At 70.1% G+C, this 14,629-nt stretch carries 11 protein-coding genes; 8 read left to right on the top strand and 3 right to left on the bottom strand.

Going from position 1 to position 14,629, the window contains the following annotated elements:
• The first annotated feature begins 34 nt into the window (after positions 1-34).
• Positions 35-436, top strand: coding sequence for a heavy metal-responsive transcriptional regulator (locus ACFO6Q_RS11665; protein WP_380021184.1), 402 nt, complete (start codon positions 35-37; stop codon positions 434-436).
• Positions 433-3,063 (top strand): heavy metal translocating P-type ATPase, encoded by a 2,631-nt coding sequence (locus tag ACFO6Q_RS11660; protein WP_380021182.1) that lies wholly within the window; start codon positions 433-435, stop codon positions 3,061-3,063. The genes ACFO6Q_RS11665 and ACFO6Q_RS11660 overlap by 4 nt, the downstream gene beginning before the upstream one ends.
• Positions 3,064-3,387: 324 nt before the next feature.
• On the opposite strand, the gene ACFO6Q_RS11655 is transcribed toward ACFO6Q_RS11660, so the two are convergent.
• Positions 3,388-5,418, bottom strand: coding sequence for a sodium-translocating pyrophosphatase (locus ACFO6Q_RS11655; protein ID WP_380021180.1), 2,031 nt, complete (start codon positions 5,416-5,418; stop codon positions 3,388-3,390).
• Between the two features lie 176 nt (positions 5,419-5,594).
• On the opposite strand from ACFO6Q_RS11655, the gene ACFO6Q_RS11650 reads away from it, so the two are divergent.
• Positions 5,595-6,740, top strand: coding sequence for an acyltransferase family protein (locus tag ACFO6Q_RS11650; protein ID WP_380021178.1), 1,146 nt, complete (start codon positions 5,595-5,597; stop codon positions 6,738-6,740).
• 4 nt (positions 6,741-6,744) lie between these two features.
• Here ACFO6Q_RS11650 and ACFO6Q_RS11645 read toward each other — a convergent pair whose 3' ends face one another.
• The gene (locus ACFO6Q_RS11645; protein ID WP_380021176.1) at positions 6,745-8,007 is read right to left on the bottom strand and encodes a 6-phosphofructokinase; all 1,263 of its coding nucleotides are present in this window, start codon (positions 8,005-8,007) and stop codon (positions 6,745-6,747) included.
• 259 nt (positions 8,008-8,266) lie between these two features.
• Here ACFO6Q_RS11645 and ACFO6Q_RS11640 point away from each other — a divergent pair, with 259 nt between their 5' ends.
• The 4 genes from ACFO6Q_RS11640 to ACFO6Q_RS11625 are packed head-to-tail and all read left to right on the top strand — an operon-like array spanning position 8,267 to position 11,603.
• Complete coding sequence (locus ACFO6Q_RS11640) at positions 8,267-8,857, top strand: adenylate kinase (RefSeq protein WP_380021174.1); 591 nt, start codon at positions 8,267-8,269, stop codon at positions 8,855-8,857.
• A gap of 55 nt (positions 8,858-8,912) precedes the next feature.
• Positions 8,913-9,461, top strand: coding sequence for a hypothetical protein (locus ACFO6Q_RS11635; protein ID WP_380021172.1), 549 nt, complete (start codon positions 8,913-8,915; stop codon positions 9,459-9,461).
• A 21-nt stretch (positions 9,462-9,482) separates the two neighbouring features.
• Positions 9,483-11,003, top strand: a complete 1,521-nt coding sequence (gene mpl / locus ACFO6Q_RS11630) for a UDP-N-acetylmuramate:L-alanyl-gamma-D-glutamyl-meso-diaminopimelate ligase (RefSeq protein WP_380021170.1) — start codon at positions 9,483-9,485, stop codon at positions 11,001-11,003.
• Between the two features lie 9 nt (positions 11,004-11,012).
• A complete protein-coding gene (locus tag ACFO6Q_RS11625; protein WP_380021168.1) occupies positions 11,013-11,603 on the top strand; it encodes an LON peptidase substrate-binding domain-containing protein in 591 nt (196 codons plus the stop codon).
• A gap of 24 nt (positions 11,604-11,627) precedes the next feature.
• Here ACFO6Q_RS11625 and ACFO6Q_RS11620 read toward each other — a convergent pair whose 3' ends face one another.
• Positions 11,628-13,835 (bottom strand): TonB-dependent siderophore receptor, encoded by a 2,208-nt coding sequence (locus tag ACFO6Q_RS11620; protein ID WP_380021166.1) that lies wholly within the window; start codon positions 13,833-13,835, stop codon positions 11,628-11,630.
• A 351-nt stretch (positions 13,836-14,186) separates the two neighbouring features.
• Here ACFO6Q_RS11620 and ACFO6Q_RS11615 point away from each other — a divergent pair, with 351 nt between their 5' ends.
• A complete protein-coding gene (locus tag ACFO6Q_RS11615; protein ID WP_380021164.1) occupies positions 14,187-14,624 on the top strand; it encodes a VOC family protein in 438 nt (145 codons plus the stop codon).
• The last annotated feature ends 5 nt before the right edge of the window (positions 14,625-14,629 follow it).

The raw sequence follows: 14,629 nt of genomic DNA, 5'->3' as shown, positions 1-14,629 counted from the left end.
GGCGCCCTTCGATTCGCTGAAGGACTCCAGGCGCATGAAAATCGGACAACTCGCACAACGCTCGGGAGTCGGCATCGACACCGTGCGCTACTACGAACGCGAAGGGCTGCTGCCGAAGCCGCCGCGTCTGGCCTCGGGCTATCGCAGCTACGACCTCGGCGACCTGCAGCGCCTGCGCTTCGTGCGCCGCGGCAAGGCGCTCGGCTTCACCCTGCCGGAAATCCGCGAGCTGCTGGCGCTGTCCAGCCACGGCGGCGAGGACATGGCGGCGATGAAGGCGGCGGCGCAGCACAAGCTCGCCGACGTCGAACGCAGGCTGGACGAGCTGGCGCGGATTCGCGACGGCCTGAAGGCCCTGATCGAGGCGTGTCCCGGCCACGGCGCGCTCGACCAGTGCCCGATCCTGAGCGCGCTGGCCGAGGAGGAACCGGCATGAGCGCGCACGGCAAGCATCACGACCACGGCCACGATCACGAGCATGGTGCGCATGCGCCGTCATCGCCGAGTGCGCACGGCTGCTGCTCGACGAAGCGCGACGCCGCGGAAGCCACCAAGGCCATCGTGCTCGACCCGGTCTGCGGCATGCAGGTCGATCCGGCGACGAGCGAGCATCGCGCCGAGCACGCAGGCCGCTACTACCACTTCTGTTCGGCACGCTGCCGCGAGAAGTTCGTCGCCGACCCGCAGGCCTACCTCGAGCCGAAGCCGGCTGCAGCGCAGAGCTGCTGTTCGACCCCGCACGGCGCCGCCGCGACCGCGGCCGCGACGGGCGTGCTCGATCCGGTCTGCGGCATGACGGTCGATCCGGCGACGAGCGCGCACCATGCCACGCACGCCGGCCACGACTACCACTTCTGTTCGGCGCGCTGCCGCGAGAAGTTCGTCGCCGATCCGCAGAAGTATCTGACGCCGCAGCCGCCGGCCGCGCCGGCGCCGGCGGGGGCCACGTACATCTGTCCGATGCATCCGCAGATCCGCCAGGATCATCCCGGCACCTGCCCGATCTGCGGCATGGCGCTGGAACCGGAAATGCCGAGCCTGGAGGAGGAGGAGGACAACCCGGAGCTGCGCGATTTCTCGCGCCGTTTCTGGTGGACCCTGCCGCTGAGCCTCATCGTGCTGGTGCTGGCGATGTTCGGCCACGCCTTCGCATTCCTTTCCACCGCCGCGCGCACGTGGATCGAATTCGCGCTCGCCGCGCCGGTGGTGCTGTGGGCCGGCCGGCCGTTCTTCGAGCGCTGCGTGCAGTCGATCCGCAACCGCAGCCCGAACATGTGGACGCTGATCGGCATCGGCGTCGCCGCCGCGTTCGGCTACAGCGCGGTCGCCACCCTGGCGCCGCAGTGGTTCCCCGATTCGTTCCGCGAGCACGGCCGCGTCGGCGTCTACTTCGAGGCCGCCGCGGTGATCGTCTCGCTGACCTTGCTCGGCCAGCTGCTCGAACTGCGCGCGCGCTCGAAGACCTCGGCCGCGATCAAGGCCCTGCTCGGCCTCGCGCCGAAGACCGCGCGCCGCCTGCGCGAGGACGGCGGCGAGGAGGACGTTCCGCTCGAGCACGTGCACGTCGGCGATCGCCTGCGCGTGCGTCCGGGCGAGAAGGTGCCGGTCGACGGCGTCGTCGTCGAAGGGCGCTCGAACCTGGACGAATCGATGCTCACCGGCGAACCGATGCCGGTGGAGAAGTCGCCCGGCGACGCGGTCATCGGCGCCACCCTCAACGGCACCGGCAGCCTGGTGATACGCGCCGAGAAGGTCGGCTCCGGCACGATGCTCGCGCAGATCGTGCAGCTGGTGGCGCAGGCGCAGCGTTCGCGCGCGCCGATGCAGCGCATGGCCGATCGCGTCTCGTACGGATTCGTGCTGGCCGTGCTCGCCGTCGCCGTGCTCACCTTCTTCGGCTGGGGCCTGTTCGGGCCGCAGCCGTCGTGGACGTATGCCGTGCTGAACGCGGTGTCGGTGCTGATCATCGCCTGCCCGTGTGCGCTCGGCCTCGCCACGCCGATGTCGATCATGGTCGCCACCGGCCGCGCGGCGCGCGTGGGCGTGCTGTTCCGCGACGCGCAGGCGATCGAGCGGCTGCGCACGATCGACACGCTGATCGTCGACAAGACCGGCACGCTGACGGAAGGCAAGCCGGCGTTCCGCGAGCTGATCGCCGCTTCCGGCTTCGACGGCGACGAGGCCCTGCGCCTGGCCGCGGCGCTGGAACGTGGCAGCGAGCATCCGCTGGCCGAGGCGATCGTCGCGCAGGCGCACCGCCGCGGCATGGATCCCGAGCCGGCGCAGGCGTTCGAATCGGTCACCGGGCAGGGCGTGCGCGGTCGCGTCGACGGGCGTGCCGTCGCGTTCGGCAACGAGGCGCTGATGCAGCAGGTCGGCGCCGGGATCGCCCCGCTGCGCGAGCGCGCGCAGGCACTGCGCGCCGAAGGTGCCACGGTGATGTGGCTGGCGGTCGACGGCCGCCTCGCCGCCGCGCTGGCGGTGGCCGATCCGGTCAAGGCGACCACGCCGGCCGCGCTCGCCGCGCTGCGCGCGGCCGGCCTGCACGTGGTGATGGCGTCCGGCGACGCCCAGGCCACGGCCGCCGCGGTCGGCCGTGCGCTGGGCATCGACGAGGTGCGCGGCGAAGTGCGGCCGCAGGACAAGGCCGAACTCGTACGCCAGCTGCAGGCGCAGGGCCGCCGCGTGGCGATGGCCGGCGACGGCATCAACGACGCGCCGGCGCTCGCCGCGGCCGACGTCGGCATCGCGATGGGCACCGGCACCGACGTGGCGATGTCGAGCGCGCAGGTGACCCTGGTCAAGGGCGACCTGCGCCGCATCCTCGAGGCGCGTGCGATCTCCGCCTCGACCGTGGCCAACATGAAGCAGAACCTCGGCTTCGCCCTGTTCTACAACGCGATCGGCGTGCCGCTCGCCGCCGGCGTGCTGTATCCGGTGTTCGGCCTGCTGCTGAGCCCGATGATCGCCGCGCTGGCGATGAGCCTGAGTTCGGTGTCGGTGGTCGGCAACGCGTTGCGGCTGGCGCGAAGTCCGGTGAGCGTGGCCGGCAAGGAAGGCTGATCGGGCAGCGCGTACGTCGTGCCCGCGCATGCGGGATTCAAAGGCGTCGATGGATGACCAGCCTGCGGCTATCGTGAAGCGCCTCCCGCGTTAGCGGGAATGCGGTAGAAACCCCAGGCGATCCACGCAGCCGTCATGCCCGCGAATGCGGGCATCCATTGAAGGAGCGCACCGATCGCACGCGAGCGCAGAGGCTTGCCTGCAGACCCTCCGCGCCGCAGGGGCTGCTGCCTGGATGATCTGCCAATGAAGACGGCGGCCTCGCGGCCGCCGTCCTTGTTTCGGTACCTGTGCTGCCGCCGCTTTCGCGGCGCGCCCGGATGCCTACAGCAGCGGCACCAGCAGCAGCGCGACGATGTTGATGATCTTGATCAGCGGATTGACCGCCGGGCCGGCGGTGTCCTTGTACGGATCGCCGACGGTGTCGCCGGTCACGGCCGCCTTGTGCGCGTCCGAACCCTTGCCGCCGTGGTGGCCGTCCTCGATGTACTTCTTGGCGTTGTCCCAGGCGCCGCCGCCGGTGGTCATCGAGATCGCCACGAACAGGCCGGTCACGATGGTGCCGATCAGCAGGCCGCCGAGCGCCTTCGGGCCGAGCAGGAAACCGACCAGGATCGGCACCGCGACCGGCAGCAGCGAGGGGATCATCATCTCCCTGATCGCCGACTTGGTCAGCAGGTCGACCGCGCGCGAGTAGTCCGGCTTGGTCGTGCCTTCCATGATGCCCTTGATCTCGCGGAACTGGCGGCGCACTTCCTCGACCACGCTGCCGGCGGCGCGGCCGACCGCCTCCATCGCCATCGCGCCGAACAGGTACGGAATCAGGCCGCCGATCAGCAGGCCGATGATGACCATGTGGTCGGAGATGTCGAAGGTGAAGATCTTGTCCGGATGCTGCGCGCCGAGCTTGTGCGTGTAGTCGGCGAACAGCACCAGCGCGGCGAGGCCGGCCGAGCCGATCGCGTAGCCCTTGGTGACGGCCTTGGTGGTGTTGCCGACCGCGTCGAGCGGATCGGTGACCGCGCGCACTTCCGGCGGCAGCTCGCTCATCTCGGCGATGCCGCCGGCGTTGTCGGTGATCGGGCCGTAGGCGTCGAGCGCGACGATCATGCCGGTCATCGACAGCATCGCGGTCGCGGCGATGGCGATGCCGTACAGGCCGGCGAGTTCGTGGGCGCCCCAGATCGCCGCGCAGACCGCGATCACCGGCCAGGCGGTGGACTTCATCGAGATGCCGATGCCGGCGATGATGTTGGTCGCGTGGCCGGTGGTGGAAGCCTTGGCGACGTGCCGCACCGGGCCGTACTCGGTGGCCGTGTAGTACTCGGTGATGACGACCATCGCGCCGGTCAGCACCAGGCCGATCACCGCGCAGCCGAACACGTTCCACACGCCGTAGGTGCTGCCGGCCATCAGTTCCTGCGTCACCGGGATGAAGGCGAGCAGGGCGAGCACGCCGGACACGATCACGCCCTTGTACAGCGCGTTCATGATCTTGCCGCCGCTGCTGGCCTTGACGAAGAACGTGCCGATGATCGAGGCGATGATCGACACGCCGCCGATGACCAGCGGATACAGCACGCCGTTCGCGCCGGCCTCGCTCGCCATCACGCCGCCGAGCAGCATGGTCGCGATCAGCGTCACCGCGTAGGTCTCGAACAGGTCGGCGGCCATGCCGGCGCAGTCGCCGACGTTGTCGCCGACGTTGTCGGCGATCACCGCCGGATTGCGCGGATCGTCTTCCGGAATGCCGGCCTCGACCTTGCCGACGAGGTCGGCGCCGACGTCGGCGCCCTTGGTGAAGATGCCGCCACCCAGGCGCGCGAAGATCGAGATCAGCGACGAGCCGAAGGCCAGGCCGATCAGCGCGTGCAGTGCCTGGTCGGGCGTGCTGCCGGTGCGCAGCAGCGCGATGTAGTAGCCGGCGACGCCGAGCAGGGCGAGGCCGACCACCAGCATGCCGGTGATCGCACCGCCGCGGAACGCGACGGCCAGCGCCGCCGGGATGCCGCTGCGTGCGGCCTCGGCGGTGCGCACGTTGGCGCGCACCGAGATGTTCATTCCGATGTAGCCGGTGAGGCCGGAGAGGACGGCGCCGAGCGCGAAGCCGACCGCGGTAGGCCAGTCGAGCGCGAAGCCGATGACGACGAACAGGACGATGCCGACGATCGCGATCGTGCGGTACTGGCGGTTGAGGTAGGCGCGCGCGCCTTCCTGGATCGCCGCGGCGATTTCCTGCATGCGCGGATTGCCGGCCGGCTTGGCCAGAATCCAGCGGATCGACCAGATCCCGTACAGGATCGCGAGTACCGCGCAGACCAGCGCGATCAGAAGCCCATGTTGCTGAAACAGCATCGAACCCTCCCTTGACGTACCAGGACGAATGACGAACAACGGGAAATCGCGAGCAACCGGCCGAGTATAGCCACGCCTTCGCGCCGAACGCATTGGCGCGCCGCAACAGGCGCGCGGACCGATTTGCTACCATCGGGCGATCCGGCGCGAAGCCACCACGGGAAGTCCTGGAACCGATGCCGGCCGATTCCGCCAGCGGCGTGCGCGACTATTTCCCCGCGTTGACCGGCCTGCGCGGCGTCGCCGCCGGATGGGTCATGCTGCTGCACCTGTGGCTGATGGCCGAAGCGCCGCGGGTGGCGCCGTTCGGGCTCGACCTGACGCCATTGCTGGCCTGCGGCTTCCTCGGCGTGGACCTGTTCTTCGTGCTGTCGGGGTTCCTGCTCGGCCTGCCGTTCCTGGCCTGGGCGCAAGGCCTGCGGCCGATGCCCGACCTGCCGCGCTTCCTCAAGCGCCGCGCGCTGCGCGTGCTGCCGGCGTTCTACGTGCAGCTGGCGATCCTGGTCCTCGCCGGCTGGCTGGTCAGCGGCGCGTGGCCGGTCGACTGGCGCCAGCTGCTGGCCTACCTGAGCATGGAGTTCGTGTTCTTCGAGGTGGTCGGGCCGCTGCTCAACGGCGTGTGGTGGAGCCTGCCGGTCGAATGGAACTTCTATCTCGTGCTGCCGCTGCTCGGCTTCGCCTTCGCGCGCGCGCGCTGGTGGCTGGTCGCGCTCGGCGTGCTGGTCGCCGTCGTCGGCTTCCGCCTGGCCTGCTACGACTGGCTGCTCGAGCGGCGCATGAGCGGGCTGTTCTCCTATCCGTCGATCATCCAGCTGCCGGCGCGGCTGGACGAATTCCTGTTCGGCATGCTCGGCGCCTGGTTCCACCTGCGCGGCGTGCGACCGTCGCCGCGCACGCTGCACGTGCTGCTCGCGGCCGGGCTGGCCGGCGTCGGCGCGGTGATCGCGGTGATCTACGGCCGCGGCGACATCTTCGCGACGGCCGATGCGCCGTGGATCTTCGTCCACGCCACGCTGATCGGCGCGGCGCTGGCGCTGATCGTGTACGCCTCGGCGGAACGGGCGCGGCTGGCGGAGGCGCTCTTCTCCGGCCGCGTCCTGGCCTTCCTCGGCACGATCAGCTACAGCCTCTACCTCTGGCACGCGGTGGTGTTCCAGGTCGCGCAGCGCAGCGGATTGACGCACTGGCGGCCGATCGCGAACTTCGCCACGCTCGCGCTGCTGCTGATCCCGGTCGCGCTGCTGCTGTCGTGGCTTTCGTACCGGCTGACCGAGCATCCGTTCCTGGTCACCGCGCCGGCGGCGCGGTGGGACCGGCGCTGACGGATCAGCGATCCTCGATCACGTACGCGGGCAGCTTCCTGCGTACCAGGTTGCGTTCCAGCCGCACGTACTCGGGCAGGCCGTGCCGGCCGTAGCGGGGCGGATCCTCGCCGCGGATCAGCGGCTCGAGGTAGCGCCGCGCGGCGGCGGTGATGCCGTAGCCGTCGCGGCTGATGAAGCCCTTCGGCAGCTTCTTCTCGCGGTTGGCGATCTTCGCCAGCGGCGCCGGCTCGATCTTCCAGCGGTACGGCGCGTCCGAAGTGCGCACGATCACCGGCATCACCGCGTTGTGCCCGGCCAGCGCGTACTCGACCGCCGCCTTGCCGACCGCATAGGCCTGATCGGCGTCGGTCTTCGAGGCGAGGTGGCGCGCCGAGCGCTGCAGGTAGTCCGGCAGCGCCCAGTGGTACTTGTAGCCGAGCCGCGCCTTGACCAGCTGCGCCAGCACCGGCGCGACGCCGCCGAGCTGCGTATGGCCGAACGCATCGCGCGTGCCGGCCTCGGCGAGGAATTCGCCGGCCGCGTTGCGCAGTCCTTCCGAGGCGACCACCGTGCAGTAGCCGACCTTCTCCACGGTCGAGCGCACGCGCGCGAGGAACTTCGCCTCGTCGAAGGCGACCTCCGGGAACAGGATCAGATGCGGTGGATCGCCGGCCTCGCGCGCGGCCAGGCCGCCCGCGGCGGCGATCCAGCCGGCGTGGCGGCCCATCACTTCGATGATGAAGACCTTGGTCGAGGAGGCGCACATCGACTCGACGTCGAGGCTGGCTTCGGCCACGGAAACCGCGACGTACTTCGCCACCGAGCCGAAGCCGGGGCAGGTGTCGGTCACGGCCAGGTCGTTGTCGACCGTCTTCGGCACGCCGATCACCTGGATCGGGTGGCCCAGTTCGCGGCCGATCTGCGAGATCTTCAGCGCCGTGTCGGCGGAGTCGTTGCCGCCGTTGTAGAGGAACCAGCGGATGTCGTGCGCCTTGAACACCTCGATCAGGCGCTCGTACTGCGCGCGGTTCTGCGCGATCGACTTCAGCTTGTAGCGGCACGAGCCGAACGCGCCGCCGGGCGTGTGGCGTAATGCCGCAATGCGCGCGCGCGATTCGCGCGTGGTGTCGATCAATTCCTCGCGCAGCGCGCCGATGATGCCGTTGCGCGCGGCCAGCACCGGCACCTTCGCGGCACGCGCGGTTTCGATCACGGCGGCGGCGGTGGCGTTGATCACCGCGGTGACGCCGCCCGATTGGGCGTACAGCAGCTTGCCTTCAGCCATGTCCTTGCTCCTTTGCGTTCGGCCCCGATCGCCCGCCCGCGCCACGGCCGTCCGCGCTCTTGCAGCGCGCGGACCGGCGCCTCGACGCGGTTTGACAGGGTTTCGGCCAGCCGCTAGCGTTGGCCGCATTCTAGATCGGTTCGACGCGCGCGTTCGGCGGCTCCGGCGCGACACGGCAATTCCACAGGGCGCAGCGCGCTGCGCATTGCCGACACATTCCACGCGATCGACGGCGCCGCGGCGGCGGCATGGGAGCAAAATGCGACTCGTTCTACTCGGCGCGCCCGGATCGGGCAAGGGCACGCAGGCGGAGATCCTGAAGGCCGAACTGGCAGTGCCGCACGTTTCCACCGGCGACCTGCTGCGCGCCGCGGTCAAGGCGGGCACGCCGCTTGGCCTGCAGGCCAAGGCCGTGATGGACGCCGGCCAGCTGGTGTCCGACGACATCGTGCTGGCGATGCTGGAGGAACGCCTGGCGCAGGGCGACGCCCACGCCGGCTTCATCCTCGACGGCTACCCGCGCAATCTTGCCCAGTGCAAGGCGCTCGAGGCGCTGCTTGCGCGCATCGGCCAGCCTCTGGACGTGGCGATCAAGCTCGAAGTGCCGAGCGAACTCATCGTCGAGCGCATCGCCGGCCGCGCCGCCGCGCAGGGGCGCATCGACGACACGCCCGAAACCGTGCGCGAGCGCCTGCGCGTGTACGCCGAGCAGACCGAACCGGTGGCCGCGCATTTCGCCGCGGAAGGCCGCCTCGAAGTGGTCGACGGCGTCGGCGAACTGGCCGACATCACGCAGCGCATCCTCGCCGTCCTGCCGACCGCGAACGGCGATTCGCGTCGGCGCGCTTGAGGCGCCGCGTTCGCGCGCATCGTCCGCGCCGCGCGCGCGGACGGGACTTCCTCCGATGATGCGATTCGTCCGCTTCGTCGCCGAGCTGTGCCGGCTGCGCGGCGGGCCGCAGGACCTGCCGCATTCGCCGACCCTGCTGGTCTGGCTGGTCGCCGTCGCGGTCGCGCTCGACGCGCTGCTCGGCTCCCTGCTCGACGCCGACGGTGACGGCACCGGGCTCGGGCGCGCGCTGCTGTCGTCGGGTCTGGTGCTGGTGCTCGCCTGGATCGCGCTGGCCATGCTCGGCCGCGGCGCGCGCTACGTGCAGACCGCGACCGCGCTGGTCGCCTGCGGCCTGCTGGTATCGCTGGTGCAGCTGCCGATCGCGCTGCTGATGGAGCCGATCGCCGCGCCGGCGGCCGGTCGATCCCTTCCCGCGGCCGAGCCCCTGCAGGTCCTGCTGCGATGGCTCGCGCTGGCGACGCTGATCTGGCAGCTGCTCGTCAATGCGCACATCCTTCGCCACGCGCTCGACAGCCGCTTCGGCATCGGCCTGCTGCTCGCGCTGAGCTGGGTGATCGGATACTGGGCGCTGGAGAGCGTGCTCTTCGGCGCCGCCGCCTGACACGAACGGAATTCCCAAGCGATGAAACTGCACATCCTCGGCATCTGCGGCACCTTCATGGGCGGCATCGCCGCGCTCGCGCGCGAACTCGGCCACGAGGTCGAAGGCTCGGATGCGAACGTGTATCCGCCGATGAGCACCCAGCTGGAGCACCTGGGCATCGTGCTCAAGCAGGGCTACAGCGCCGAGCATCTCGGCGGCGGCGATCCGGCGCGCGCGCCGGACCTCGTCGTCGTCGGCAACGCGCTGTCGCGCGGCAACGCGGCGATCGAGCACGTGCTCGACAAGCGCCTGCCGTACGTGTCCGGCCCGCAATGGCTCGGCGAAACCCTGCTCGCGCGCCGCCGCGTGCTGGCCGTCGCCGGCACCCACGGCAAGACCACGACGACCTCGCTGCTGGCCTGGATCCTCGAATCGGCGGGCCGCGCGCCGGGCTTCCTGGTCGGCGGCGTGCCGGCGAATTTCGGGGTGTCGGCAAGAAGCGGGAATAGGGAATTGGGAATGGGGAATGGGGAAGCCGAAGCCGAAGCCGAAGCCGAAGCCGAAGCCGAAGCCGAAGCCGAAGCCGAAGCCGAAGCCCTCTCTTCCGATTCCCGATTCCCCATTCCCGATTCCCGACGAAATCCGCCTGCGGCGGATTTCGTCATCGAAGCCGACGAATACGACACCGCGTTCTTCGACAAGCGCTCCAAGTTCGTGCACTACCGGCCGTCGATCGCGATCCTCAACAATCTCGAATACGACCACGCCGACATCTTTCCCGACGTCGCCGCGATCCAGCGCCAGTTCCACCATCTGGTGCGCACGGTGCCCGGCAACGGCCGGCTGATCGTCAACGCCGAGGACGCGCGCCTGGCCGAGGTGCTGGCGATGGGCTGCTGGACGCCGGTGGAAACCTTCGGCCTCGATGCCGGCGACTGGCGCGCGCGCCTCGTCGCGGCGGACGGCAGCGCCTTCGTCGTTTCGCATCGCGGACGCGAACTGGGCGAGGCGCGCTGGGAGCTGACCGGCCGCCACAACGTCATGAACGCGCTCGCCGCGCTGGCCGCCGCACAGGCGGCCGGTGTCGACGCCGCGCAGGCGCTGCCGGCGCTGGCGGACTTCCGCAACGTCGCACGGCGCATGGAGCGGATCGGCGAACACGCCGGCGTACGCGTCTACGACGATTTCGCGCACCACCCGACTGCGATCGCCACCACGCTGGCCGGCCTGCGCGCCAAGGTCGGCGCCGCGCGCATCCTCGTCGGCATGGAGCCGCGCTCCAACTCGATGCGCATGGGCGCGCACGCGGACGAGCTCGCACCGTCGCTGCGCGACGCCGACGCGGTAGTGTTCCTGCAACGCCCCGAGCTGCCGTGGGACGCCGCCAGAGTCGTCGATGCGCTGGCCGGCCGCGGCCGCGCCGCCGCCAGCGTTGAGAACCTGCTCGCCGACCTGCTCGCGCAGGCACGTCCCGGCGACCACGTGGTGTTCATGTCCAACGGCGGATTTGAAGGCGCGCCGCGCAAATTCTTCGCTGCATTGCGGACGGCAAATGCATAGACTCTTGGCGTGAGTCCCGTCGACATCCCGCTGTTTCCGCTTTCCGCGGTGCTGTTCCCGGGCGGGTTGCTGAACCTGCGCATCTTCGAGCCGCGCTACATCGACCTCGTGCGCGACTGCACGCGCGGCAATTCCGGGTTCGGCGTCTGCCTGATCCTCGACGGACGCGAGGCCGGCGAGCCGGCCGTACCGGCCGCGGTCGGCACGTATGCGCGCATTACCGATTTCTACACGCTGCCGGACGGCCTGCTCGGCATCGGCGCGGAGGGCTACGGCCGCTTCCAGGTGACCAGCACGCGCGTGCGCGACAACGGCCTGGTGCACGGCGAGGTGCGCTTCCTCGACGACGAGCCGCTGCTGCCGGTGCCGCCCGAGCACGGCCTGCTGGCGACGATCCTCGAACGCCTGCACGAGAGCTCGGGCGGTCCGTTCGCGCGTTCGGACCGCGCCAGCTACGACGACGCGAGCTGGGTCGGCTTCCGCCTCGCCGAGGCGCTGCCGCTGACCCTGCCCGAGCGCCAGGAACTGCTGCAGCTGCCCGATCCCGTGCAGCGCCTGGCGCGGCTCGCGCAGCACATTCCGCGCTTCCAGCGCGGCTGACGCACGGGTTCGCTGCGCCTTCAGTCAGAACGCGACGCGCAGGCTCAGCGTGCAGCTCGCCGGAGCGCCGTAGTAGGTGTTGTCGTATTCGTCGAGCACGTAGTACTTGCGGTCGAACACGTTGCTGGCGTTGAGCTGCACCGACACCTGCGGGGAGATCTGGTAGCGCGCCATCACGGTCGCCAGCGCGAGGCTGCCCTGCTGCAGCGTGGTGCCGCCGTCGGGCGAGCTGACGAAGGTGCGGCTGCGCGACTGCCAGTTGACGCCGGCGCCGAGCGTGAGCCGTTCGAACCGCGCCGGCTTCCAGGTCGCGAACAGGCGCACCAGCGTGGCCGGAATGAAGGTGCGCACCGGCTGGTCGTCGGCGTCGCGCGTGAGCTGGCGCGACCAGCCGAGCGAGACGTTCCATTCCTCGCCGAGCCGGCCGACGGCTTCGATCTCGAAGCCGCGCGTGCGCGCGCCGTCGATCGCGCGCGAAACCTGCGCGCCGTCGGGCAGCCGCACCGGCTCGCCGGTTTCCGGATCGAACACCGGCGCGGCGACGTTGTCCTGGCGCGTCTCGAACAGGGTCAGCGCGGTGTTCAGGCCGCCGTCGAAATGCTCGCCCTTGATGCCCAGTTCGACACTGCGGCCCTCGACCGGGTCGAGCCAGTGGCCGCCGGCATCGCGGTTGTTCTGCGGCTTGAAGATGCCGGTGTAGCTGGCGAACGCGGAGAAGCCGTGGCCGAGGTCGTAGATCAGGCCGGCATAGGGAATGGTCTGGCGGTAGTCGTAGCGCGATTCGTGCGGATCGTCGTAGAGATAGAACGAATCGGTCTTCCACGTCGCATAGCGCGCGCCGGCGATCAGCTTCAGCGGGTCGGCCAGCGACAGGCGCGCCGCCGCGTAGGCGCCGTTCTGGCGCGTGCGGATGTCGGTGAGGCGCTCGCCCTGCGTCTGGAAGCCGGGATTGGGATAGGAGCCGTCCCAGTCGAAGAAGTTGCCCGGATCGGCGAGCGGGCCGATTACCGCGTATTCCTTGCCGGTGTTGGTCGAGCGCGAGCCGTTGTAGCCGAGCACCAGCTCGTGGCGCCGGCCGAACAGGTCGAACGGACCGCTGGCGTAGACGTCGAGCGCGCGCTCGACGATGTCGCCCTTGCTGCGGTTGGCGTACGGTTCCAGCCCTTCGCCGGTGACCGGGTCGGGGAATCCGTACATGTAGAACAGCGCCAGATCCTCCTCGTAGCGGCGCCAGTTCGCCACCGCGCGCAGCTGCCAGTCGTTGTCGAAGGCGTGATGCAGCTCGCCGAACACGGTCTGCGTGCGGCGGTCCCAGAACGTCCAGTCGGTCGCGGTGGTGACCGAGCGCGGCCAGTCGGCCGGCGTGCCGTCGGCGAGGAACAGCGGGAACGAGCCCCAGGTGTTTCCGCGCGGCTGGTTGTCCTGGTAGTCGAAGCCGAACGACAGCGTCGTCGTCGGCGACAGGTCCGCGTCGAGGATGCCGTACAGCACCGTGGTCTTCTTGTGGTAGAGCGCCTGGTACGACTCGCGGTCCTCGTAGACGGCGATCGCGCGTCCGCGCACGCTGCCCGAAGCGTTCAGCGGAACCGAGACGTCGACTTCGCCGCGCCGGTTGCTCCACGAGCCCACGCTGAGGTCGACGCCGACGCGCGGCGTCGTCGCGTCGGCGTGCTTGCGCACCAGGTTGACCGACGCGCCGGGGCTGCCCGCGCCGTTCATCAGGCCGGTCGCGCCGCGCACGATCTCGATGCGCTCGTAGGGCGTCGTGTCGATGGTCTCGTCGATCGCGCCGGTGTTGAAGTTCGGCAGTGCCGGAACGCCGTCGACCATCAGGCCGTCGACCGGAAAGCCGCGCGAGAAGAACAGCACGCGCTCGCTGTCGTAGGCGTCGGAGTAGATGCCGGTGACGTTGTCGAGCACCTCGCGCAGCGAGTTCAGGTTCTGGTCGTCCAGACGCTCGCGCGTGACGATGGTCACCGACTGCGGCGTCTCGCGCAGCGACAGCGACAGTTTCGTCGCCGCCGTGCTGCTGTCCACCGTGTAGGGAGCGTCGTGCGCGGTGGCGACCACTCCCTCCAGCTGCACGGGTTCCTTCTGCAGCGGCGTTTCGTCCGCATCGGCGGCGCGCGCGGCAGGCAGGGCGGCGGCGAGCGCGAGCGCGAGCAGATGGCGCGGCTGCGCGCGCAGGCGCGAGATCGGAGCGGAGCGGGTCCGGCGGGAACGTGGATTCATGGCGTGCGACGGGAAGGTCATGAAGTGGAGGAAGCGGGGAGCCGGACGCCGGACACGGCGTGGCGGCGAGCCGCGAGGGCCCGGTTCGCGCGAATTCCTGCGCCGCGTCGCGACGGATGGAGCGGGCGGCGCATGCGGATACCTGGCGCGTCGGGTTCGCGAAAAGGAGTTCTCCATCATAAACGCAAATGAGAGTAATTCCTATTCGCAAAACAATCCCGGCCGGCTCCGCGCCATGTCGGCCGGGTATCGCCGCGGCACCGCCGTCGGGGAAAATGGCGGTCTTGCCCGGGGCCGGCCGGCAGGCGCCGCCTGCCGGCGCGGCCGCAGCACCGATCGGAGAGCGAGACGATGAAGTACCTGCACACGATGATCCGCGTCCGCGACGTCGACGCCACCCTGCGCTTCTTCTGCGACGGCCTCGGCCTGCGCGAGCGGCGCCGCAAGGAGAGCGAGGCCGGACGCTTCACGCTGATCTTCCTCAGCGCCGACGCTTCACCCGACGCCGAGGTCGAGCTGACCTACAACTGGCCGGCCGCCGACGGCACGCCGCCCGAGGACTACGGCAGCGCGCGCAACTTCGGCCATCTCGCCTTCGAGGTCGACGACATCTACGCCGCCTGCGCGCACCTGCAGTCGCTGGGCATCACGATCCACCGCCCGCCGCGCGACGGCCACATGGCCTTCGTGCGCTCGCCGGACCTGATCTCGGTCGAGCTGCTGCAGAAGGGCGAGCGCCTGCCGCCGGCGGAACCGTGGGCGTCGATGCCCAATACCGGGGTGTGGTGAGCGCG

Source organism: Dokdonella ginsengisoli, from assembly GCF_042652785.1.
Taxonomy (GTDB): domain Bacteria; phylum Pseudomonadota; class Gammaproteobacteria; order Xanthomonadales; family Rhodanobacteraceae; genus Dokdonella_A; species Dokdonella_A ginsengisoli.
This window is presented reverse-complemented; position numbering and strand designations above follow the sequence as displayed.